This window comes from Bradyrhizobium sp. (assembly GCF_035935975.1).
Classification (GTDB): domain Bacteria; phylum Pseudomonadota; class Alphaproteobacteria; order Rhizobiales; family Xanthobacteraceae; genus Bradyrhizobium.
Genome location: NZ_DASYWN010000051.1, coordinates 104,380 through 124,824, shown reverse-complemented (window position 1 = coordinate 124,824; position 20,445 = coordinate 104,380). Strand labels below are relative to the sequence as shown.

At 64.6% G+C, this 20,445-nt stretch carries 16 protein-coding genes; 12 read left to right on the top strand and 4 right to left on the bottom strand.

What is annotated here, in order from left to right:
* Positions 1-26 precede the first annotated feature (26 nt).
* Positions 27-1,109: a DUF2336 domain-containing protein gene (locus VGR99_RS30675; protein ID WP_326903683.1), complete on the bottom strand. Its 1,083-nt coding sequence runs from the start codon at positions 1,107-1,109 to the stop codon at positions 27-29.
* Positions 1,110-1,479: 370 nt separating this feature from the next.
* Between VGR99_RS30675 and rimP the strand changes: the two genes are divergently transcribed.
* The 8 genes from rimP to pnp all read left to right on the top strand — a co-directional run bounded on the left by rimP (position 1,480) and on the right by pnp (position 11,866).
* Positions 1,480-2,238, top strand: coding sequence for a ribosome maturation factor RimP (rimP, locus tag VGR99_RS30670; RefSeq protein WP_326903682.1), 759 nt, complete (start codon positions 1,480-1,482; stop codon positions 2,236-2,238).
* 2 nt (positions 2,239-2,240) lie between these two features.
* Complete coding sequence (gene nusA / locus VGR99_RS30665; RefSeq protein ID WP_326903681.1) at positions 2,241-3,851, top strand: transcription termination factor NusA; 1,611 nt, start codon at positions 2,241-2,243, stop codon at positions 3,849-3,851.
* Between the two features lie 23 nt (positions 3,852-3,874).
* Positions 3,875-4,558: an RNA-binding protein gene (locus VGR99_RS30660; protein WP_326903680.1), complete on the top strand. Its 684-nt coding sequence runs from the start codon at positions 3,875-3,877 to the stop codon at positions 4,556-4,558.
* A gap of 69 nt (positions 4,559-4,627) precedes the next feature.
* The gene (gene infB, locus VGR99_RS30655) at positions 4,628-7,354 is read left to right on the top strand and encodes a translation initiation factor IF-2 (RefSeq protein WP_326903679.1); all 2,727 of its coding nucleotides are present in this window, start codon (positions 4,628-4,630) and stop codon (positions 7,352-7,354) included.
* Between the two features lie 154 nt (positions 7,355-7,508).
* A complete protein-coding gene (gene rbfA / locus VGR99_RS30650; RefSeq protein ID WP_025032909.1) occupies positions 7,509-7,940 on the top strand; it encodes a 30S ribosome-binding factor RbfA in 432 nt (143 codons plus the stop codon).
* Entirely contained in the window at positions 7,937-9,055 is a 1,119-nt protein-coding gene (truB, locus tag VGR99_RS30645; RefSeq protein ID WP_326903678.1) for a tRNA pseudouridine(55) synthase TruB, read from the top strand. The genes rbfA and truB overlap by 4 nt, the downstream gene beginning before the upstream one ends.
* Positions 9,056-9,057: 2 nt before the next feature.
* Complete coding sequence (gene rpsO, locus VGR99_RS30640) at positions 9,058-9,327, top strand: 30S ribosomal protein S15 (RefSeq protein ID WP_018644188.1); 270 nt, start codon at positions 9,058-9,060, stop codon at positions 9,325-9,327.
* A gap of 376 nt (positions 9,328-9,703) precedes the next feature.
* Positions 9,704-11,866, top strand: a complete 2,163-nt coding sequence (gene pnp, locus VGR99_RS30635; RefSeq protein WP_326903677.1) for a polyribonucleotide nucleotidyltransferase — start codon at positions 9,704-9,706, stop codon at positions 11,864-11,866.
* A gap of 113 nt (positions 11,867-11,979) precedes the next feature.
* Here pnp and katG read toward each other — a convergent pair whose 3' ends face one another.
* Positions 11,980-14,139 (bottom strand): catalase/peroxidase HPI, encoded by a 2,160-nt coding sequence (katG, locus tag VGR99_RS30630; protein WP_326903676.1) that lies wholly within the window; start codon positions 14,137-14,139, stop codon positions 11,980-11,982.
* Positions 14,140-14,252: 113 nt separating this feature from the next.
* Here katG and VGR99_RS30625 point away from each other — a divergent pair, with 113 nt between their 5' ends.
* From VGR99_RS30625 to VGR99_RS30610, 4 genes are all read left to right on the top strand, one after another.
* On the top strand, positions 14,253-15,179 hold the full coding sequence (locus VGR99_RS30625) for a hydrogen peroxide-inducible genes activator (protein ID WP_326903675.1): 927 nt from the start codon (positions 14,253-14,255) through the stop codon (positions 15,177-15,179).
* Positions 15,180-15,185: 6 nt separating this feature from the next.
* Positions 15,186-15,650: a GNAT family N-acetyltransferase gene (locus tag VGR99_RS30620; RefSeq protein WP_326903674.1), complete on the top strand. Its 465-nt coding sequence runs from the start codon at positions 15,186-15,188 to the stop codon at positions 15,648-15,650.
* Between the two features lie 91 nt (positions 15,651-15,741).
* Complete coding sequence (locus tag VGR99_RS30615; protein WP_326903673.1) at positions 15,742-16,578, top strand: hypothetical protein; 837 nt, start codon at positions 15,742-15,744, stop codon at positions 16,576-16,578.
* Between the two features lie 100 nt (positions 16,579-16,678).
* A complete protein-coding gene (locus tag VGR99_RS30610; RefSeq protein ID WP_326903672.1) occupies positions 16,679-17,275 on the top strand; it encodes a glutathione S-transferase family protein in 597 nt (198 codons plus the stop codon).
* Between the two features lie 2 nt (positions 17,276-17,277).
* On the opposite strand, the gene VGR99_RS30605 is transcribed toward VGR99_RS30610, so the two are convergent.
* Both VGR99_RS30605 and fabI read right to left on the bottom strand, forming a co-directional pair.
* Entirely contained in the window at positions 17,278-19,278 is a 2,001-nt protein-coding gene (locus VGR99_RS30605; RefSeq protein ID WP_326903671.1) for an autotransporter outer membrane beta-barrel domain-containing protein, read from the bottom strand.
* 226 nt (positions 19,279-19,504) lie between these two features.
* Positions 19,505-20,305 carry an enoyl-ACP reductase FabI gene (fabI, locus tag VGR99_RS30600; RefSeq protein WP_326903670.1) on the bottom strand — a complete coding sequence of 267 codons (801 nt, stop codon included), beginning with the start codon at positions 20,303-20,305 and terminating at the stop codon, positions 19,505-19,507.
* Between the last annotated feature and the right edge of the window lie 140 nt (positions 20,306-20,445).

The following is a 20,445-nucleotide window of genomic DNA, read 5'->3' as shown; positions in this document are numbered from 1 at the left end:
AACCCGGAATGACCGGCAAGGGAATCTCAGATCGTCTGGCGATTGCGCCAGAACTTCACGACACGCTCGGCCGTCGACGGCATCAGGCGTGTGAAGTTCATACGCGCCGACTCGATGTCGGCATCGGCCGGCATGCGATGCGGCCCGTACCAGAGCAGAATCAACGAACGCACCGTGGGCCAGCCGAGATTGAGCATGCGTCCCACGATCAGGATCGGATCGTAACGGTCGCCCGAGACCAGGCGGTCGAGGATCGAGAGCCTGATGCCGGCCATCGCCGAGAGCGAGGCGATCGACTCCTCGTATTTGTGCGCCTTGGCAAAGCCGAGCAGCGCGCTCTCGCCGAGATGACCATCGCGATGCAAGGTGAGCACCGTGCGCTGTGCCGCGGAGAAATCGCGCCGCGGTCCCGGCGGCAGCGTGGCTTCCTCGATCGACGCCATCGCGCGCTTGATCTCGACCTGCCGCACCGGATTCACGACGAGGGACAGGCGACGGCGGATGACGTCGAGCGTGCCGTTGAGCAGCTCTTTCAGGTGATCGCCGGAGAGATCGGTGCGCTGGCCGATCTTCAGCGTGAGCACACCGTCCTGCGCCGCGCGCTTGATCAGCTCGGAATAGCTGCCGGGTGAGAACACCGCACCGGCATTGCCGGCAGCGCGACGCACCACATCGCGATCGCCGCGCTCGACCAGCACATCGGTGATGACGGCCGACAAAGCGGGACGCTCCGTCATCGCCAGCAGATGGCCCTGCCCTTTCAGCCGCGCGATCTCGACGAGGGCGGCGTCATCGAGCACGGGCGAGCGGCGCAGCACCGGGCCCGCCACCATGATCTCGTTTTCGCGCGCGAACTGGTTCACCAGATGCCGCGGCGCGTTGTTCAGGCGTGAGAAGCGTTCGGCGAGATCGACCCGCGACATCAGCTCGGCATGCGGGACGAGATCGATCAGGAGATCGTCGAAGAGATCGATGAGCTCGGGACGGAGTCTGGCGGGATCCTGGAAGAACAATTCGGCGATGGCGCGCGCGATCTCGCCGCGACGCCTGGGATCGCCGCGTTTGACGATATCGTCCAATCCTGGGATGAGCGACGTGGCAACGGTCATGAAAACGCAAACTCGTATAGGGCACGCCGCGGGTGCGCCCCTGGTCTAAGCCGCCCCACAAACAGGGAATTTAGGCCTCGGAGGTGAAGGAAGCGTTGCGCGGGGGACCGCGAATCGGGCGCAAAAAGCCTGATCCGGCCTGCGATGGGCCTTGTCCGGGCGGGCGGAAAGGGCTATATCAGCGCCAATTCATCTTCTCATACGATCCGCGTAGTGAGAGTGGGCCCGAAAGGACCCGCTCTTTTTTATTACCTGAACGCGGCTTGGTGGAAGATGCGGCCCGACGCGTGGTCGGGAAAGTTCCGAAGCGGGCTTTGACGTCTTAACCAAGCCTTAACCATCGAGACCATCGAGCGCCTTGACCCCTGATATGACCGAACCGAACACTGGTTCCACCGATGCCGAGTTGCTGGCCGAGCCGAGGCTCGTAGTCGAGCCGGGCGCGGCGGCACGGGTGTCTGCGGTCGCAGCCCCGGTGCTCGAGGGCATGGGTTACCGCCTGGTGCGAATCCGGATATCCGGCGAGGCCGGCTGCACCGTGCAGATCATGGCCGAGCGGCCCGACGGCTCGATGCAGCTCGAGGATTGCGAGGCGATCTCGCGCGCATTGTCGCCCGTGCTCGACGTCGCCGACCCTATCGACCGCGCCTACCGGCTGGAGATCTCCTCGCCCGGGATCGACCGTCCGCTGGTGCGCCGTTCCGATTTCGAGCGCTATTCCGGCCATCTGGTGAAGGTCGAGATGGCCGTCGCCCATGAAGGGCGCAAGCGGTTCCGCGGCATCCTCGGCGCTGTCGAAGGCGACCGCGTGCATCTGCATCGCGACGACGTCAAGGCCGGCGACGATGTCGACGTTCTCCTGACGATGGAGGATATCGGCGAGGCCCGATTGGTGCTGACCGACGAGTTGATCGCCGAATCCATGCGCCGCGGCAAGGCCGAGGAGCGCCAGATGCGCCGCGATCTCGGCATCGCGCCGCCGCAGGCCCCGCACGCCAAGATCAGCGAAAAAACCACCAAGAATACCAAGCCGCAGAAAAAGAAGCCGGCCCCGACCAATACCAAGAAACATCGCCTTGCCGCCGAACGCGCGCGGCGCGGCGAGATCGAGCCTGACCAAGGAGACTAGCCATGGCAGTCAGCGCCAATCGACTTGAATTGCTTCAGATCGCCGATGCCGTTGCTCGCGAGAAATCGATCGACCGCGGCATCGTCATCGCGGCGATGGAGGACGCCATCGCCAAGGCCGCGCGGGCACGTTACGGCAGCGAGACTGACGTTCACGCCGAGATCGACCCGAAGAAGGGCGAGCTGCGGCTGTCGCGCCACATGCTGGTCGTCGAGAAGGTCGAGAACCACTCCAACCAGATCTCGCTGGTGGACGCGCAGCGCGCCAATCCCGGCGCCCAGGTCGGCGACACCATCGCCGACACCCTGCCGCCGCTGGAATATGGCCGTATCGCCGCGCAGTCGGCCAAGCAGGTCATCGTGCAGAAGGTGCGCGAGGCCGAGCGCGACCGGCAGTATCAAGAATTCAAGGACCGCATCGGTGACATCGTCAACGGCGTCGTCAAGCGCGTCGAGTATGGCAGCGTGATCGTCGATCTCGGCCGCGGTGAAGCCATCATCCGCCGCGACGAGATGCTGCCGCGCGAAGTGTTCCGCAACGGCGACCGCGTCCGCGCCTACATCTTCGACGTCCGCCGCGAGACCCGCGGCCCGCAGATCTTCCTCTCCCGCACCCATCCGCAGTTCATGGCGAAGCTGTTCGCGCAGGAAGTGCCGGAAATCTATGACGGCATCGTCGAGATCAAGGCGGTTGCCCGCGATCCCGGCTCGCGCGCGAAAATCGGCGTGATTTCCCGTGATTCCTCGGTCGATCCGGTCGGCGCCTGCGTCGGTATGCGCGGCTCGCGCGTGCAGGCCGTGGTGAACGAGCTGCAGGGCGAGAAGATCGACATCATTCCCTGGTCGCCCGACATCGCGACCTTCGTGGTCAACGCGCTTGCGCCGGCGGAAGTCTCCAAGGTCGTCATCGACGAAGACCGCGAGCGCATCGAGGTCGTGGTGCCCGACACCAACAACCAGCTCTCGCTGGCGATCGGCCGCCGCGGCCAGAACGTGCGTCTGGCCTCGCAGCTCACCGGCTGGGACATCGACATCCTGACCGAGCAGGAGGAATCGGAGCGCCGCCAGGCCGACTTCGAGAACTCCACCCGCGTCTTCATGGAATCGCTCAATGTCGACGAAGTGGTCGGCCAGCTGCTGGCGTCCGAAGGCTTCACCTCGGTCGAGGAACTCGCCATGGTGGACCTCAAGGAACTCGCCGGCATCGAGGGCTTCGACGAGGAGACCGCGCAGGAGCTGCAGAACCGTGCCCGCGAATATCTCGAGCAGCAGGAAGCCGAGATCGAGGCTAGGCGGAAGGAGCTGGGTGTCGAGGACGCGGTCAAGGACGTGCCCGGCGTCACCTCGAAGATGCTGGTGAAGTTCGGCGAGAACGACATCAAGACCGTCGACGACCTTGCCGGCTGCGCCACCGACGATCTGGTCGGCTGGACCGAGCGCAAGGAAGGCGGCGAGCAGACCAAGCATCCCGGCGCGCTCGACGGTATCGACATCTCCCGTGACGATGCAGAAGCGATGATCATGCAGGCCCGCGTCAAGGCCGGCTGGATCACCGAGGCCGATCTTGCCAAGCCCGCCGAAGAGGCTGAGGCGACCGAAGATCAGCCGGCTTAGGGACGAAGGAGAATGTCGCCCGGATGCTCGCAGATACTGCCCCTGAACTTGACCATGGACCGCGGACCGAAAGGTCCGCGACCATGCGCATGTGCGCGGTCAGTCGCGAGGTCCGGCCGATCGACGAGCTGATCCGCTTCGTCATTTCGCCCCAAGGCGACATAGTTCCCGATCTCAAGCGCAAACTGCCCGGACGCGGCATGTGGGTGACCGCCTCACGCGAGGTGGTTGCGGAAGCCGTGCGGCGTCACCAATTTAGCAAAGCCTTCAAGCGCGAGCTGCGCACTCCCCAGACGCTTCCCGCCGACATCGAGGCGCTCCTGGTCCGGAGCGTGACGGAAGCCCTTGGAATTGCCGCCAAGGCGGGGCAGATCGTGGCCGGCTTCGGCAAGGTCGAGAGCGCCCTGCGGGAAGGCACGGTCGAGGTCCTGATCCACGCCAGCGACGGGGCCGCGGACGGAATCCGCAAATTGGACATGCTGGCGCGTCAAAATACCGGAAATGGCGGCGCCAAGCCGCAGATTCCCGTCGTCACCGTACTGAAATCGTTAGAATTGGATTTGGCACTGACCCGGTCAAATGTGATACATGCTGCCGTGCTCGCGGGCCCGGCGAGCAAGTCATTCCTGTCACGTAGCCAGATGCTGGTCCGATACCGGATGGCGGACGCTGACAAGACTGCCGAAAAGCCCGGCCAGGATTTCTGAGAGACACGACGACCCGATAGGACGGTGCGGCAACGCACAACACTGATAAATCAGGATTAGGACTGCTGAATGGTTGATACCAAGACCCCTGACGACAAGAAGCTGAGCGTTCCGAGCAAGACGCTATCGCTCAAGCCGCGCGTCGAAACGGGCACTGTGCGCCAGAGCTTCAGCCATGGCCGCAGCAAGCAGGTCGTGGTCGAGAAGCGCGGCAAGCGCCGTATCGACGGCAGCCCTGAGCCGCAGGCACCCACGGTGGTTGCAAAGCCGGCGCCAGCTGCACCTGCGCCCACGCCGTCACGCCCGTCGGCCCCGCCGCGCAACGCCGGATCCGGCGTGGTGCTGCGCACGCTGACCGAGGACGAACGTTCGGCCCGCGCCAGCGCGCTGGCCGATGCCAAGGTGCGCGAAGTCGAAGAGCGCCGCCAGGCCGAGGAAGAGGCCCAGCGCCGCGCTGTTCGCGAGGCCGCCGAACGCGCCGAGCGCGAAGCCGCCGAATCCCGCCGCAAGGCCGAGGAAGAGCGTCATCGTCACGAGGACGAAGCCAAGCGGAAGGCCGAGACCGAGGCCAAGAAGCGTTTCGGCGAAGGCGAGCAGGCGGCAGCGGCGGCTCGCCCCGCAGCCGCCGCAGCGGCTCCGGCCGCTCCCGCGCCGCGTCCCGGTGCGCCCGCAGCGCGTCCCGGCGCCCCCGCGACCACGGCACGCCCGGGAACGGGAACAACGACCGCGCGCCCCGGAACGACCACGCCACGGCCGGCCGGCGGTGGCCCGCTGGGTCGCACCCCCGCGGTCGCAGCCGGACCGGACGAGGACGAAGGTCCGCGCCAGATCCGTCGCGGTCCCGGCGGCGCCGCACGTCCTGTGGCGGCCCCCAAGACCACCCACAAGCCCGGCCCGCAGAAAGAGCGCGGCCGCCTGACCGTCGTCACGGCGCTGAATGCCGACGAAGTGCGCGAGCGCTCGATCGCCTCGTTCCGTCGCCGTACTCAGCGCCTGAAGGGTCACGCCTCGAACGAGCCGAAGGAAAAGCTCATCCGCGAGGTGGTCATTCCGGAAGCGATCACCATTCAGGAACTCGCCAACCGCATGGCCGAACGCGCGGTCGACGTCATCCGCATGCTGATGAAGCAGGGCGCGATGCACAAGATCACCGACGTGATCGACGCCGACACCGCGCAGCTGATCGCCGAAGAGCTCGGCCACACCGTGAAGCGCGTGGCGGCTGCCGACGTCGAGGAAGGCCTGTTCGACGTCGTCGACGATTCCACCGACACCGAGACGCGTTCGCCCGTGGTGACCGTGATGGGTCACGTCGACCACGGCAAGACCTCGCTGCTCGATGCGCTCCGCCATGCCAACGTGGTCTCCGGCGAAGCCGGCGGCATCACCCAGCATATCGGCGCCTATCAGGTGACCTCGCCCGAAACTGGCAAGAAGATCACCTTCATCGACACGCCCGGCCACGCCGCGTTCACCGCGATGCGCGCCCGCGGCGCCAAGGTCACCGACATCGTCGTGCTGGTGGTCGCGGCCGATGACGGCGTCATGCCGCAGACGGTCGAAGCCATCAATCACGCCAAGGCGGCCGGCGTGCCGATCATCGTTGCCATCAACAAGATCGACAAGCCCGATGCCAAGCCCGAGCGCGTGCGCACCGAGCTGCTCCAGCACGAGGTGCAGGTGGAATCCTTCGGCGGCGAAGTCGTCGACGTCGAGGTGTCCGCCAAGAACAAGACCAATCTCGACAGGCTGCTCGAGATGATCGCGCTGCAGGCCGAAATCCTCGACCTGAAGACCAATTCGGAGCGCCCGGCCGAAGGTACCGTGATCGAAGCCAAGCTCGATCGCGGCCGTGGTCCGGTTGCCACCGTGCTGGTTCAGCGCGGCACGCTCCGTGTCGGTGACATCATCGTCGCCGGCGCCGAGATGGGCCGCGTCCGCGCGCTGATCTCGGATCAGGGCGAGACCGTGCAGGAGGCAGGTCCCTCGGTTCCGGTCGAGGTGCTCGGCTTCAACGGTCCGCCGGAAGCCGGCGATCGTCTCGCCGTCGTCGAGAACGAAGCCCGCGCCCGCCAGATCACCAGCTACCGCGCGCACCAGAAGCGCGAGAACGCGGCTGCCTCGATCTCCGGCATGCGCGGCTCGCTCGAGCAGATGATGTCGCAATTGAAGACGGCGGGCCGCAAGGAATTCCCGCTGATCATCAAGGCCGACGTGCAGGGCTCGCTGGAAGCGATTCTCGGCTCGCTGGAGAAGCTCGGCACCGACGAAGTCGCCGCCCGCATCCTGCATGCCGGCGTCGGCGGTATCTCGGAATCCGACGTGACGCTCGCGGAAGGCTTCAACGCCGCGATCATCGGCTTCAGCGTTCGCGCAAACAAGGAAGCTGCCGCGGCAGCCAAGCGCAACGGCATCGAGATTCGCTATTACAACATCATCTACGACCTCGTGGACGACGTGAAGAAGGCGATGAGCGGCCTGCTCGCGCCGACCCTGCGCGAAACCATGCTGGGCAATGCCTCGATCCTGGAGATCTTCAACATCTCCAAGGTCGGCAAGGTTGCCGGCTGCCGCGTCACCGACGGCACCGTGGAACGCGGCGCCAATGTGCGCCTGATCCGCGACAACGTCGTCGTGCACGAAGGCAAGCTGTCGACGCTGAAGCGCTTCAAGGACGAAGTGAAGGAAGTCCAGTCCGGTCAGGAATGCGGCATGGCCTTCGAGAACTATCACGACATGCGTGCCGGTGACGTGATCGAGTGTTACCGCGTGGAGACGATCCAGCGCTCCCTGTAAGTCCAAATCTTACCGAAGCGCCTGGATCTTTTTGAGCTGAAATTGCGAAAGTGCGATGGCCGGATTATTCCGGCCATCGCGCCGCATTCGTTTCAACAGGACAAATGACAATGCTCGTGTCCCAAACGCGGGCACGACGAGGTGATTTTCGACCATGCCACGGCATCATCAGAAGAAGAGTTCCGCGCCTGGCGGCTCGCAACGCCAGTTGCGCGTCGGCGAGCAGGTTCGCCACGCGATGGCCGAGATTCTGGCGCAAGGCAATGTGCATGATGCCGACCTCGAAGGTCACATCATCACCGTGCCGGAGGTACGGATGTCGCCCGATTTGAAACTCGCAACAGTTTACGTGATGCCGCTCGGTGGACGCGACACCGAGATCGTCATCGCTGCGCTCGAGCGCAACAAGAAATTCCTGCGCGGCGAAGTCGCGCGGCGCGTTAACCTGAAATTTGCACCTGACATTCGTTTCCGCGTCGACGAACGATTCGACGAAGCGGAACGGATCGAGAAGCTTTTGCGAACACCTGCGGTGCAGAAGGACCTTGAACAGGATCCGGATTCGGATCGGGAAGAAGAGCAATGACGATGGACCCCGTACACGGCACGATCGACGGCAACGATGTCGATCAGCGCGACGTGACGAAAAATAATTTTGCGGATCTCGGCGGCAATTCCCAGCCGCATCAGCAGCCGCGCCACGTCAACAACGATCCGCGCGCCAAGCAGCAGAAAGGCAACCAGCCGCGCCGCGACCGGCGCGACGTCCATGGCTGGGTCGTGCTCGACAAGCCGATCGGCATGACCTCGACCCAGGCCGTCGCCGTGCTCAAGCGCCTGTTCAATGCCAAGCGCGCGGGTCACGCCGGCACGCTCGATCCGCTCGCCTCCGGCGGCCTGCCGATCGCGCTCGGCGAAGCGACCAAGACGGTGCCGTTCGTGATGGACGGCCGCAAGCGCTACCAGTTCACCGTATGCTGGGGCGAGGAGCGCGACACCGACGACATCGAGGGCCGGGTCACCGCCACCTCCGACCAGCGCCCGACCCGGGAGGCCATCCTGGCCCTGCTGCCCCGCTTCACCGGGGTGATCGAGCAGATCCCGCCGCGCTATTCCGCGATCAAGGTCCAGGGCGAGCGCGCCTATGACCTCGCCCGCGACGGCGAGGTCGTCGAGCTGGCCGCCCGCCCGGTCGAGATTCACCATTTAACCCTTGTAGATCAACCAGATAACGACCGGGCCGTGTTCGAGGCCGAGTGCGGCAAGGGCACCTATGTCCGGGCGCTGGCCCGCGATATGGGCCGGATTCTCGGCACTTACGGCCATATTTGCGCGCTCCGGCGCACCCTGGTCGGCCCATTTGGCGAAAACGACATGATTCCGCTGGATCAGTTGGAGGCTTTATGCGATAGAGCCGCGTCCGGCGAGGGTAGCCTCGCGGACGCGCTTATGCCCGTTGAGACCGCGCTGGACGACATCCCGGCACTGGCCGTCACTCGGGCTGATGCGGCAAGGCTCCATCGGGGCCAAGCCGTTTTGTTGCGCGGACGGGATGCGCCCACAAGTAGCGGCACAGTCTATGTCACGGTGGCAGGCCGTCTTTTGGCGCTTGCTGAAGTTGGCAATGGCGAAATCATCCCCAAGCGTGTGTTCAACCTGACCGGCTTGACTGCCTCAACCGGTCGCAACGAGAGAAATTGACGATGTCGATTGCCGCAGAACGCAAAGCGGAAGTCATCAAGACGAATGCCACCAAGGCCGGTGATACCGGTTCGCCCGAGGTCCAGGTCGCGATCCTTTCGGAACGCATCAACAACCTGACCAACCATTTCAAGACCCACGTGAAGGACAACCATTCGCGTCGTGGCCTCTTGAAGCTGGTTTCGACCCGCCGCTCGCTCCTCGACTACCTGAAGAAGCGGGACGAGGCGCGTTACAAGGCGCTGCTCGAGAAGCACAACATTCGTCGTTAAGAGTTCCTGCGCGCGCCACTGGCGCGCGTTTTCGCGCGTGGTTTCGAACGAAAGCGCTTATTTAAAGGTTTTTGATCGAGGCTGCGTGCACGTCGGATGCGGGCCGTTGACGATTCGCATCCGGGGCATGATCGGCGAAGACCGCGGTGCGGTGTTCGCGTTCGTGCCGACTGACAGTCCAGCAGCAATCCGGCGGCTGGGCACAACGGGCAAGGCGCCCGTATGACCCGAAAGGATGGACGCCATCCGAAATCCAAAAACCATGGCAGGATCGCAGGACGCTGATCATCCGCTCCGATCAGCGCCCCGCAATCTTGCGCATGGTTTTTGTTTTTCGAGCCGTCCTTCTTTCGAGAACCCATGAAAGAAGACATCTATGTTCAATAAGCATTCGGTCGAGATCGACTGGGGTGGACGTACTCTCAAGCTGGAAACCGGCAAGATCGCACGCCAGGCCGACGGCGCCGTGGTCGCCACCTATGGCGAGACCGTGGTGCTCGCCACCGTCGTCGCGGCGAAGGCGCCGCGCGAAGGCGTCGACTTCCTGCCGCTGACTGTCGACTACCAGGAGAAGACCTACGCCGCAGGCCGCATTCCCGGCGGCTATTTCAAGCGCGAGGGCCGTCCGACCGAGAAGGAGACGCTGGTCTCCCGCCTGATCGACCGCCCGATCCGTCCGCTGTTCGTCGACGGCTGGCGCAACGAGACCCAGGTGATCGCCACCGTGCTGTCGCACGACATGGAGAACGATCCCGATATCGTCGCGCTCGTGGCCTCCTCGGCCGCGCTGACCCTGTCCGGCGCTCCGTTCAAGGGCCCGATCGGCGCTGCGCGCGTCGGCTTCGCCAATGACGAGTTCATCCTCAACCCGACACTCGACGAGATGGTCGAGACCCAGCTCGACCTCGTGGTCGCCGGCACCGCCGACGCCGTGCTGATGGTGGAATCGGAAGCCAAGGAGCTGAACGAAGACATCATGCTCGGCGCCGTGATGTTCGGTCACCGCCACTTCCAGCCGGTGATCAACGCGATCATCGAGCTCGCCGAGAAGGCCGCCAAGGAGCCGCGCGAAGTCACCGTCATCGACAATTCGGCGCTCGAGAAGGAAATGCTCGGCCTCGTCGAGCAGGAGCTGCGCGCCGCCTACGCCATTCCGGTCAAGCAGGATCGCTACGCCGCGGTCGGCAAGGTCAAGGAAAAGGTGATCGCCCATTACTTCCCCGAAGGGCAGGAGCCGAAATACGACAAGCTGCGCGTCGCCGGCGTGTTCAAGGAGCTCGAGGCCAAGATCGTTCGCTGGAACATCCTGGACACCGGCAAGCGCATCGACGGCCGCGACTCCAAGACGGTCCGCAACATCGTCGCCGAAGTCGGCGTGCTGCCCCGCGCCCACGGCTCGGCGCTGTTCACCCGCGGCGAGACCCAGGCGATGGTCGTGACCACGCTCGGCACCGGCGAAGACGAGCAGTACATCGACGCGCTGTCGGGAACGTACAAAGAGACGTTCCTGCTGCACTACAACTTCCCGCCCTACTCGGTCGGTGAGACCGGCCGTCTCGGCGGCACCAAGCGTCGCGAAATCGGCCACGGCAAGCTCGCCTGGCGCGCGATCCACCCGGTGCTGCCGCCGCATCACGAATTCCCCTACACCACGCGCGTGGTGTCGGAGATCACCGAGTCCAACGGCTCCTCCTCGATGGCTTCGGTCTGCGGCGCCTCGCTCGCGCTGATGGATGCCGGCGTGCCGTTGAAGCGGCCGACCGCGGGCATCGCGATGGGCCTGATCCTCGAAGACAAGCGCTATGCGGTTCTCTCGGACATCCTCGGTGACGAGGACCATCTCGGCGATATGGACTTCAAGGTCGCGGGTACCGAGCAGGGCATCACCTCGCTCCAGATGGACATCAAGATCGAGGGCATCACCGAGGAGATCATGAAGGTCGCCCTCGGCCAGGCCAAGGATGGGCGTATCCACATCCTCGGCGAGATGGCCAAGGCGCTCACCGCTGCGCGCGCCGAGCTCGGCGAATACGCGCCGCGCATCGAGACCTTCAAGATCGCCACCGACAAGATCCGCGAAGTGATCGGCACCGGCGGCAAGGTGATCCGCGAAATCGTCGAGAAGACCGGCGCCAAGGTCAACATCGAGGACGACGGCACCGTGAAGGTCGCCTCCAGCGACGGCGAGGCGATGAAGGCCGCGATCAAGTGGATCAAGTCGATCGCGTCGGATCCGGAAGTCGGCCAGATCTATGACGGCACCGTCGTCAAGGTGATGGAGTTCGGCGCCTTCGTGAACTTCTTCGGCTCCAAGGACGGTCTCGTCCACATCAGCCAGCTCGCTTCGGCGCGCGTGCAGAAGACCACCGACGTCGTCAAGGAAGGCGACAAGGTCAAGGTCAAGCTGCTCGGCTTCGACGATCGCGGCAAGACCCGCCTGTCGATGAAGGTCGTCGACCAGGTCACCGGCGAAGACCTCGAAGGCAAGGACAAGGGCGGCGAGGGCGAGAAGGCCCCGCGCGAAGCGGCCGGCGAGTAATCGCTCCGCGACATTGCCAGAAACACGAAGGGCGGCCGAAAGGCCGCCCTTTTTGTTTATCGCTTGCCCTGATGAGCGACCTCTCCCGCAAGCGGGAGAGGCGCAACATAGCCTCAGGCCGTGAGGTCGTACCGGTCGAGGTTCATCACCTTGGTCCAGGCCTTGGCGAAGTCCTTGACGAACTTCTCCTTGGAGTCCGAGGTCGCATAGACCTCGGCGAAGGCGCGGAGCTGCGAGTGCGCGCCGAAGATGAGATCGGCGCGGGTGCCGGTCCACTTCACCGCATTGGTCTTGCGGTCGCGAGCCTCGTAGGTGCCGTCGGCCGCCGGCGTCCACTGCGCGCTCATGTCGAGCAGGTTGACGAAGAAGTCGTTGGAGAGCGTTCCCACCTTCGCGGTGAGCACGCCATTCTTCGACCCGTTCGCATTGGCACCGAGCACGCGCAGGCCACCGACCAGCACGGTGAGCTCAGGTCCCGTCAGCTTCAGAAGCTGCGCGCGATCGATGAGCGCCTCTTCCTGCTGCAGGAACTGCTGCCTCTTGCTGACGTAGTTGCGGAAGCCGTCGGCGCGCGGCTCCAGCGGTGCGAAGGAGGCGGCGTCGGTCTGCTCCTGCGAGGCGTCCATGCGGCCCGGCGTGAAGCCAACCTTGACGTCGACGCCGGCATCCTTCGCGGCCTTTTCGACCGCGGCCGTGCCGCCGAGCACGATCAGGTCCGCGAGCGAGACCTTCTTCGCACCGGTGTTGAACTCCTTCTGGATCGCTTCGAGCTTGCCGAGCACCTTCGAGAGCTGGGCCGGCTGGTTCACCTCCCAATCCTTCTGCGGGGCAAGACGGATGCGCGCACCGTTGGCGCCGCCGCGCTTGTCCGAGCCGCGGAACGTCGAGGCCGACGCCCAGGCGGTCGAGACCAGCTCGGAGACCGAGAGACCCGAGGCCAGGATCTTCGTCTTCAGCGCAGCGATGTCCTGATCGCTGGCCAGCTCGTGGTTCACGGCCGGGATCGGATCCTGCCAGATCAGCGTCTCCTTCGGCACCAGCGGGCCGAGATAGCGCTGGATCGGTCCCATGTCGCGATGGGTGAGCTTGAACCAGGCGCGGGCGAAGGCGTCCGCGAACTGAGCGGGGTTCTCGAGGAAGCGACGCGAGATCTTCTCGTAGGCCGGATCCAGGCGCAGCGACAGGTCCGTCGTCAGCATGGTCGGCTTATGCTTCTTCGACTTGTCGAAGGCATCGGGAATGATTGCGTCGGCGCCCTTGGCCGTCCACTGGTTCGCACCGCCCGGGCTCTTCGTCAGCTCCCATTCGTACTTGAACAGGTTCTCGAAGAAATTGTTGCTCCACTTGGTTGGCGTCGTCGTCCACGTCACCTCGAGACCGCTGGTGATGGAATCACCGGCGAGACCGGACGCGTGCTTGCTCTTCCAGCCGAGGCCCTGGTCTTCCAGCGCGCCCGCTTCCGGCTCCGGACCGACCAGCGAGGGATCGCCGGCGCCGTGGGTCTTGCCGAAGGTGTGGCCGCCGGCGATCAGCGCGACAGTCTCTTCGTCGTTCATCGCCATGCGGGCGAAGGTCTCGCGGATGTCCTTGGCCGCGGCAACCGGATCCGGCTTGCCGTTCGGGCCTTCCGGGTTGACGTAGATGAGGCCCATCTGCACCGCGCCGAGCGGCTCGGCGAGCTGGCGCTCACCACTGTAGCGCTCATCACCGAGCCAGGTGCCTTCCGGACCCCAATAGAGCTCTTCCGGCTCCCAGACGTCGGCGCGGCCACCGGCGAAGCCGAAGGTCTTGAAGCCCATCGATTCCAGCGCGACGTTGCCGGCGAGCACCATCAGATCGGCCCACGAGATCTTGCGGCCGTATTTCTGCTTGATCGGCCAGAGCAGGCGGCGCGCCTTGTCGAGGTTGGCGTTGTCAGGCCAGCTGTTGAGCGGCGCGAAACGCTGCTGACCGGCGCCGGCGCCACCGCGACCGTCCGTGGTGCGATAGGTGCCCGCGCTGTGCCAGGCCATGCGGATCATGAGACCGCCGTAGTGACCGAAATCAGCAGGCCACCACTCCTGCGAATCCGTCATCAGCGCGGTCAGGTCCTTGACGACCGCGTTCAGGTCGAGCGTCTTGAATTCCTTGGCGTAGTCGAAGTCCTTGTCCATCGGGTCGGACAGGGCGGAATTCTTGTGCAGCATCTCGATGCTGAGCTGGGTGGGCCACCAGTCGCGGTTCACGCGCGTGGGTTTTCCGCCCGAAAACGGGCACTTCGAAGTGTCGTCCATGATTACCTCCTCTGGTGGCGTCCGACGGCGCCTTTGACCAGGTAGAACCACTCTAAGCGCCGCGTCCTATCAGGGGAAGTTGACTTTAATGATCGCTGCGATAGGATTTTCTTATGATCAATCTGACGCTGCGCCAGCTGCGGTACTTCGATGCGCTGGCGCGCCATGGTCATTTTGGCCGCGCGGCTGAATCCTGCTCGATCTCGCAGCCGGCGCTGTCGATGCAGATCAAGGAACTGGAGGGGACGCTCGGCGGCCTGCTGCTGGAGCGCAGCGCGCGGCAGGTGACGCTGACGCGGTTCGGCGAGGAACTCGCCCAGCGCGTCCGCGACATCCTGCGCTCCGTGGACGAGCTCGGCGATTTCGCCCGGGCCTCGCAGGACCGCTTCGCCGGCCGGCTGCGCATCGGCATGATCCCGACCATTGCGCCCTACCTGCTGCCCAAGATCACCAAGAATCTCACCCGCATGCATCCGGAACTCGACATCCGCGTGCGCGAGACCATGACGCCGCGGCTGATCCAGGAGCTGGTCGAGGGCCGGCTCGACACCGCCATCGTCGCACTGCCGGTGTCGGAGCCCTCGCTCACCGAGGTCGCCCTGTTCGAGGAGAAATTCCTGCTGGTGCGGCCGGGCGCCGACGAGGGCACGCCGGCGCCGTCACGGGAGATGATGCGGGAGATGCGGCTGCTGCTGCTCGAGGAGGGCCATTGCTTCCGCGACCAGGCGCTGTCGTTCTGCAACATGCAGTCGGCGCCGCCGCGCGAGATGCTGGATGCGAACTCGCTGTCGACGCTGGTGCAGATGGTCAGCGCCGGCATCGGCGTCACCCTGATCCCGGAGATGGCGGTGCCGGTGGAGACGCGATCGGCCTCGGTTTCGCTGACGCGCTTCCGCGACCCCGAGCCCTCGCGCACCATCGGCATGGTCTGGCGCAAGACCAGCCCGCTGGCACGGCAACTGCTGCAGATTTCCGAGGTGGTGTGCCTGTCGGCCGGCAAGGTGCGCGCACGGCAATCCGTGCGCAGCCAGCGGGCCTAACGATCAATGCCGCAACCCGTCATCCGCCTCGCCCGCCCGGACGAATATGACGAGATCGCCCGCGTCTGGATGGAGAGCTGGGTCTCGACCGGGCTTGCCGAGACGAGCAACTTCCTGCTGGCGAATTTGCGCGCACGTATCGGGCGCGAGATCGAGGACGGCTGGACGCTCTATGTCGCCGACGACAACGGCACCATCTCCGCCATGCTGGCGCTGCATCTGTCAAAGCTCTATCTCGACCAGCTCTTCGTCGCGCCCGCCTATCAGGGGCAGTCGCTCGGCCGGCAACTGCTCACCTTTACGCGCACGCAATTGCCTGACGAGATCGAACTACGCTGTGTGCGCGAGAACGAGAAGGCCTGGCGCTGGTACGAGCGCGAGGGTTTTGTGTTCGAGACCGAGGTGGTGAATCCGGCGACCGGCTTCATGATGAAATGCTACCGGTGGAAGCGGCAGCAGCCCTTCGGATAGACGGCGATCTCCGGGTGCAGCTTGCGGTTGTCACACTCCCGCCTTAGTGTGGCGTGTCCGATGACCCCTTGCCTGACGCCCCCCGGAATCCATGATTCGAATTTCTGTCTCGCTGATCGCGCTGTTGTCCCTTCTAACTTCGGCAGGCGCGCAAACTCCCCCCGCGACCACTGCACCTCCCGCCCAGACCGCGCCAGCAAAACCCGCGGCCAAGAAGGCGGCGCCAAAGGCCAAACCGCCGGCAAAGCAGCCGGTCGCGGTGGAAAGCGGCCCATGCCGGCTTGGCGTGATCTCGGTCATCGGAGAGCACTATTCCGTACAGAAGTTCGGCCTCACGATCTTCGAGAATGAGGCGAGCGAGATCCCGATCGACTGGGGCCTCGATGACCTCGTCTTTGCGCGGGTGCGCGCGGCAACGAGCAACGATCCCGCGGTGCGCAGGATCGCCTATCCCAAGGGCGTGTTCGAACCCTTCTACAATCCGAAGACAATCCTCATCCGCGATCCAGGAGAGCGCCTGCCGGTGATCGTGCGGGGCTTCACCGCGAATGCCAATTGCGAGCGTTATCTTGTCGCAACGACGTTCAAGGCGGAGTTGCCGAACACGCATATGACGCTGAACGGCATCGGCACCTACAATCAGGGTCTCGGCGGCATCCTCCGTCACTCGCACCTTTTTGCCAATGTTGCGATCACGATGATCGACGGCCGCAGCTACGAAGAGATCAAACGCCCCTTCGTAAATTTCGGCGCCAACTTCGCCGCAAGCATGCGATTGACCGAAGACCCGCTCACCAAGCTCGACAACACGCTATTCCCCGATCCACCCGCGGCAGCCTCGTCCAGTGCGACGCTTCGCGAGAGGACACGAGCCCTCGTCACAGACAGGCTCGACCGGGGTCTGCCCGGCTATCTCAAGGAGGACTGAACCAAAGCCCGGACAGTCGTCACCGCAGTGGATTGCAGATTCGATGCCGACGCGGCATGAATCCACCCTTGCTCGCTCCGGCCGATGAAAGGTCAACGCCATGATCAAGCTCTATTGGTCGCCCCGCTCGCGCTCGTTCTCGACGCTCTGGCTGATGGAAGAGAGCGGCCTGCCCTATGAGCGCGTGCTGACCGACATCTCGACCGGCGCGCAGAAGGCACCGGATTTTCTCAAGGTCAATCCGATGGGCAAGGTGCCGGCGCTCGCCGACGGCGATGCCGCATTGGGCGAAGCCGCCGCAATCTGCGCCTATATCGCCGACCGTTATCCCGAAACCAAGCTCGCGCCCGCAACGACCGACCCGCGCCGCGCGCGCTATCTGCAATGGCCGTTCTTCTCGCCGAGCTGCATCGAGCCCGCGATCATCCAGATCTACACCAAGATCGAGGTGCCGAGCTCGACCGCGGCCTGGGGCAGTGCGACGCAGGTGTTCGACGTGCTGGAAGCCGCGCTCGCCAAGGGGCCGTGGATCCTCGGTGAGGATTTTTCGGCGGCCGACATCACCATCGGCTCGGGCCTGAACTTTGCGGTGCGCCTGTTCAAGATGGTGCCGTCGCGGCCGGCCTTCGATGCCTATATCGCGCGCTGCATGGCCCGGCCGGCGTTCCAGCGTGCGGAGGAGATCGCGGCCGGCTAAACTCAGAGCCTGATCTTGAGGACGGCGAGTCCGGACTGCTGCAGCAGTCCGGAGGATGTGGCCGCAACACCGTAGCGGATCCCAAGATCAAAATTCTTGCCGTCGGCCGCGACGAGCCCCAGCGCGGACGAGTAGATCCATGGCGAGAGCGCAAGACCGTTGGTGACGAAGGTGTCGCCGCCTCCGGCAAACGCGGACTTGATCTGGAGGCCCTGGTTCAGCGTGTTGTAGCCGACGCCGACATCGCCGGTGAGATAGACCTGCCTTGCGATCTGATAGGCGCCCTTCAATCCCGCCGTCAGCGTCAGCTCGCGATAGGTTTGCGAATCCACGTTGAGGCTGAAGCCGCCCGCGCCGCTTTCCTGATAGGCGGGCGAGCGAACCTGGCCATAGTCCATCCGCAGCATTGGCGCGATCGCGAATCCCGGCGCGATCGCAATCAGCTTGCGGACGCCGGCACCCACGTGCCCGCTATAGGAGCGATAGCCGGCACCGGCCGTGCTGTTGATGAAGGTGAGCGAGCGGCTCTCGCCATTGTCGTTCAGCGCGCCGTCGAGCTGGCCGTCGAGCTGGAAGCCGTTGCCGAGCGCGTAAGCGCCATAGACGCCCGCCTGATACGAATCGATCCCGAGCCGGTTGGGGACCGCATCGTCGCTTCCGGTGATGGTCTGATGCGAATAGGCGAACACGCCGCCGAGCAGCGCGCGCGGGGAGATCGTCGCGTCCGCACCGACGGCAATGCCGCCACCCGCGGCGTTATATCCGGCAACGCCGTCGACGCTGGCCTGCCGCACGCTGCCGCCGAGCGGCTTCATCCAGATATTCCGCTCAGGCATGACGCCGGCGTTCAGCCCGAGCACATCGTCCAGTCGTCCCGTCATGGTCTGCTGGAACACACGCTGCGTGGAATAGGTCGCCTGCGATGCCGCACCGGTGAGAATGGGTAAGGTCTGGTTGACGGCGTTGACGAGAGCGGGACCGCCGAGATTGTCGAGCGCCGTGAATCCCGTCGCCATGCTGCCGCTCCACCCGAGCGATGTCGCGGACAGACGGTAGAGCATATCGGCCGCACCGAGCCCCGCGCGTCTGTTCTGCGCCTGCAGCGTCTCGGCATAGGGGCGCACCAAAGAGAGATAAGCAAAACCGCCGGTCGGGTTGCCTGAGAGATCATAGGTGCTGACGAGCATCTGCGCGCCCGATGCATCGCCGCTGGCGGTGCCGTAGAGGCTTGAAAGCGTGCCGCGCGAGAGCGTGTTGAAGAGGACGTTGCCTTCCGGCGTCACCGACCCCAGCAGCGTGAAGTTGGCTGCGCTGCTGCCTGCCGGCGCGATACCGGCGCCCCAGAAATATCCGTTCTGGTAGTTCGTGATGACGAAGCGGCCCGGCGCCGACGTCCCGAACAGATTGGAGCTGACGATCCGCCACGGCGTACCGGCCGTCCACGCCCATTGCGGGACGGAATTCGCGGGGATGGGTTGCGAGGCCGACGGCGTGAAGGTCGCGGGATCGTACGGCAGCATGTAGGCCCAATGCGTCACCAGCAGGCTGTCGCCGGTGATCATCTGCATCTCCATCCCGGTCACGCCGTTGATGGTGCGCATGTGGCCAAGACCGACGGTCACCGCGCCACCCGCGGTGGGCGTGAACAGCATCGTGATCTGGCCCGCGGTGGTGACGAAACCCTGGATGGTCGAGCTGTCCGTCAGGAGCGCGGACCCAAACTTGAGCTGCGCGACACTCGTCCCGGTGAACGCGCCGTTGGTCGCGGTCGAAAGCGACCACAGTGTCTGGTCGCCGATCGGGATCGGATTGGAGAAGCCGGTCTTCGGCGCGGCATAGGCGAGCAGCTGCGCCGTCGGCACGTACCAGTTCGTGTTGGAGAGGGTCGAATCCCAGATCGCCGACTGTGCCTGGGCATGCGAGCTACCACCAAGCAGTACGGCACCGGCCACGGACGCCAGCGCGCTCGCGCGACATAACGCATGCACCATCGGCAAGATCATTCCTCCCGAACCGCGGGATACGACCCTACGGCGCCACCGAGCGCCAGCAAACACGATTTTAAGGTCGAGTCCGCCCCATAATCGTGGGGTGCGGGGAGAGGCCGCGCTTCGCGCTTTTGCAGCAACCTGCTCTTGTAGCCCGGATGGAGCGCAGCGAAATCCGGGACAGGCTCATCCGCTGATACGATCGCCCCGGATTGCGCTGCGCTCCATCCGGGCTACGAAGTTATTCCGACGCCTTCAGATCATCCGGCCTCGGCATCAGGACGATGTTGTAGCCGGAATCGACGTAGTGGATCTCGCCGGTCACGCCGCCGGAGAGATCCGACAGCAGATACAGCGCCGAGCCGCCGAGGTCGTCAAGCGTGACGCCGCGGCGGAGCGGCGAATGCTTCTGCATGTAGGCGAACATCGCGCGCGCCTCGCCGATGCCGGATCCGGCGAGCGTACGGATTGGACCGGCGGAGATCGCGTTGACGCGGATGCCGCGCGGTCCGAAATCGGAGGCGAGATAGCGTACCGAGGCTTCCAGCGCCGCCTTGGCCACGCCCATCACGTTGTAATTCGGCATCGCGCGCTCGGAGGCGCCGAAGGTCAGCGTGATCATGCTGCCGCCTTCGGTCATCAGCTCGGCGGCACGCTTGGCGACCTCGGTGAAGGAGAAGCAGGAGATCACCATGGTGCGCGAAAAGTTCTCGCGGCTGGTGTCGGCGTAGCGGCCCTTCAGCTCGTTCTTGTCGGCAAAGCCGATCGCGTGGATGACGAAATCGAGCTTGCCCCATTTTTCGCGCAAGGCGTCGAACGTGGCGTCGACGCTGGCGATGTCCTCGACGTCGCAAGGCAGCACCAGATCGACACCGAGCGATTCCGCCAGCGGCTTGACGCGCTTGCCAAGCGCTTCGCCCTGGAAGGTGAAGGCAAGCTCGGCACCTTGGGCATGCAGCGTCCTCGCCATGCCCCAGGCGATCGAGTGATCATTGGCGATGCCCATGATCAGACCGCGCTTGCCTTTCATCAAACCTTCCATCTCGCGATCACCTTCCGCTTTCGTCACGCCCATGAGAGCTAGATGCTAAGACGTGGATGGCCGGGACATCATTCGCGAAGACGCGCTTCGCGCTTTTGCCCGGCCATGACGAGAAAATTATTAGCGCGTCCGCAATGACG

Coding starts and splice junctions, on each gene's coding strand:
- katG (WP_326903676.1), bottom strand. CDS start 14,139: ATGGACGACACTTCGAAGTGCCCGTTTTCGGGCGGAAAACCCACGCGC.
- VGR99_RS30605 (WP_326903671.1), bottom strand. CDS start 19,278: ATGATCTTGCCGATGGTGCATGCGTTATGTCGCGCGAGCGCGCTGGCG.
- VGR99_RS30625 (WP_326903675.1), top strand. CDS start 14,253: ATGATCAATCTGACGCTGCGCCAGCTGCGGTACTTCGATGCGCTGGCG.
- VGR99_RS30615 (WP_326903673.1), top strand. CDS start 15,742: ATGATTCGAATTTCTGTCTCGCTGATCGCGCTGTTGTCCCTTCTAACT.
- nusA (WP_326903681.1), top strand. CDS start 2,241: ATGGCAGTCAGCGCCAATCGACTTGAATTGCTTCAGATCGCCGATGCC.
- fabI (WP_326903670.1), bottom strand. CDS start 20,305: ATGGAAGGTTTGATGAAAGGCAAGCGCGGTCTGATCATGGGCATCGCC.
- VGR99_RS30675 (WP_326903683.1), bottom strand. CDS start 1,109: ATGACCGTTGCCACGTCGCTCATCCCAGGATTGGACGATATCGTCAAA.
- rpsO (WP_018644188.1), top strand. CDS start 9,058: ATGTCGATTGCCGCAGAACGCAAAGCGGAAGTCATCAAGACGAATGCC.
- VGR99_RS30610 (WP_326903672.1), top strand. CDS start 16,679: ATGATCAAGCTCTATTGGTCGCCCCGCTCGCGCTCGTTCTCGACGCTC.
- rbfA (WP_025032909.1), top strand. CDS start 7,509: ATGCCACGGCATCATCAGAAGAAGAGTTCCGCGCCTGGCGGCTCGCAA.
- VGR99_RS30660 (WP_326903680.1), top strand. CDS start 3,875: ATGCTCGCAGATACTGCCCCTGAACTTGACCATGGACCGCGGACCGAA.
- truB (WP_326903678.1), top strand. CDS start 7,937: ATGACGATGGACCCCGTACACGGCACGATCGACGGCAACGATGTCGAT.
- infB (WP_326903679.1), top strand. CDS start 4,628: ATGGTTGATACCAAGACCCCTGACGACAAGAAGCTGAGCGTTCCGAGC.
- rimP (WP_326903682.1), top strand. CDS start 1,480: ATGACCGAACCGAACACTGGTTCCACCGATGCCGAGTTGCTGGCCGAG.
- VGR99_RS30620 (WP_326903674.1), top strand. CDS start 15,186: ATGCCGCAACCCGTCATCCGCCTCGCCCGCCCGGACGAATATGACGAG.
- pnp (WP_326903677.1), top strand. CDS start 9,704: ATGTTCAATAAGCATTCGGTCGAGATCGACTGGGGTGGACGTACTCTC.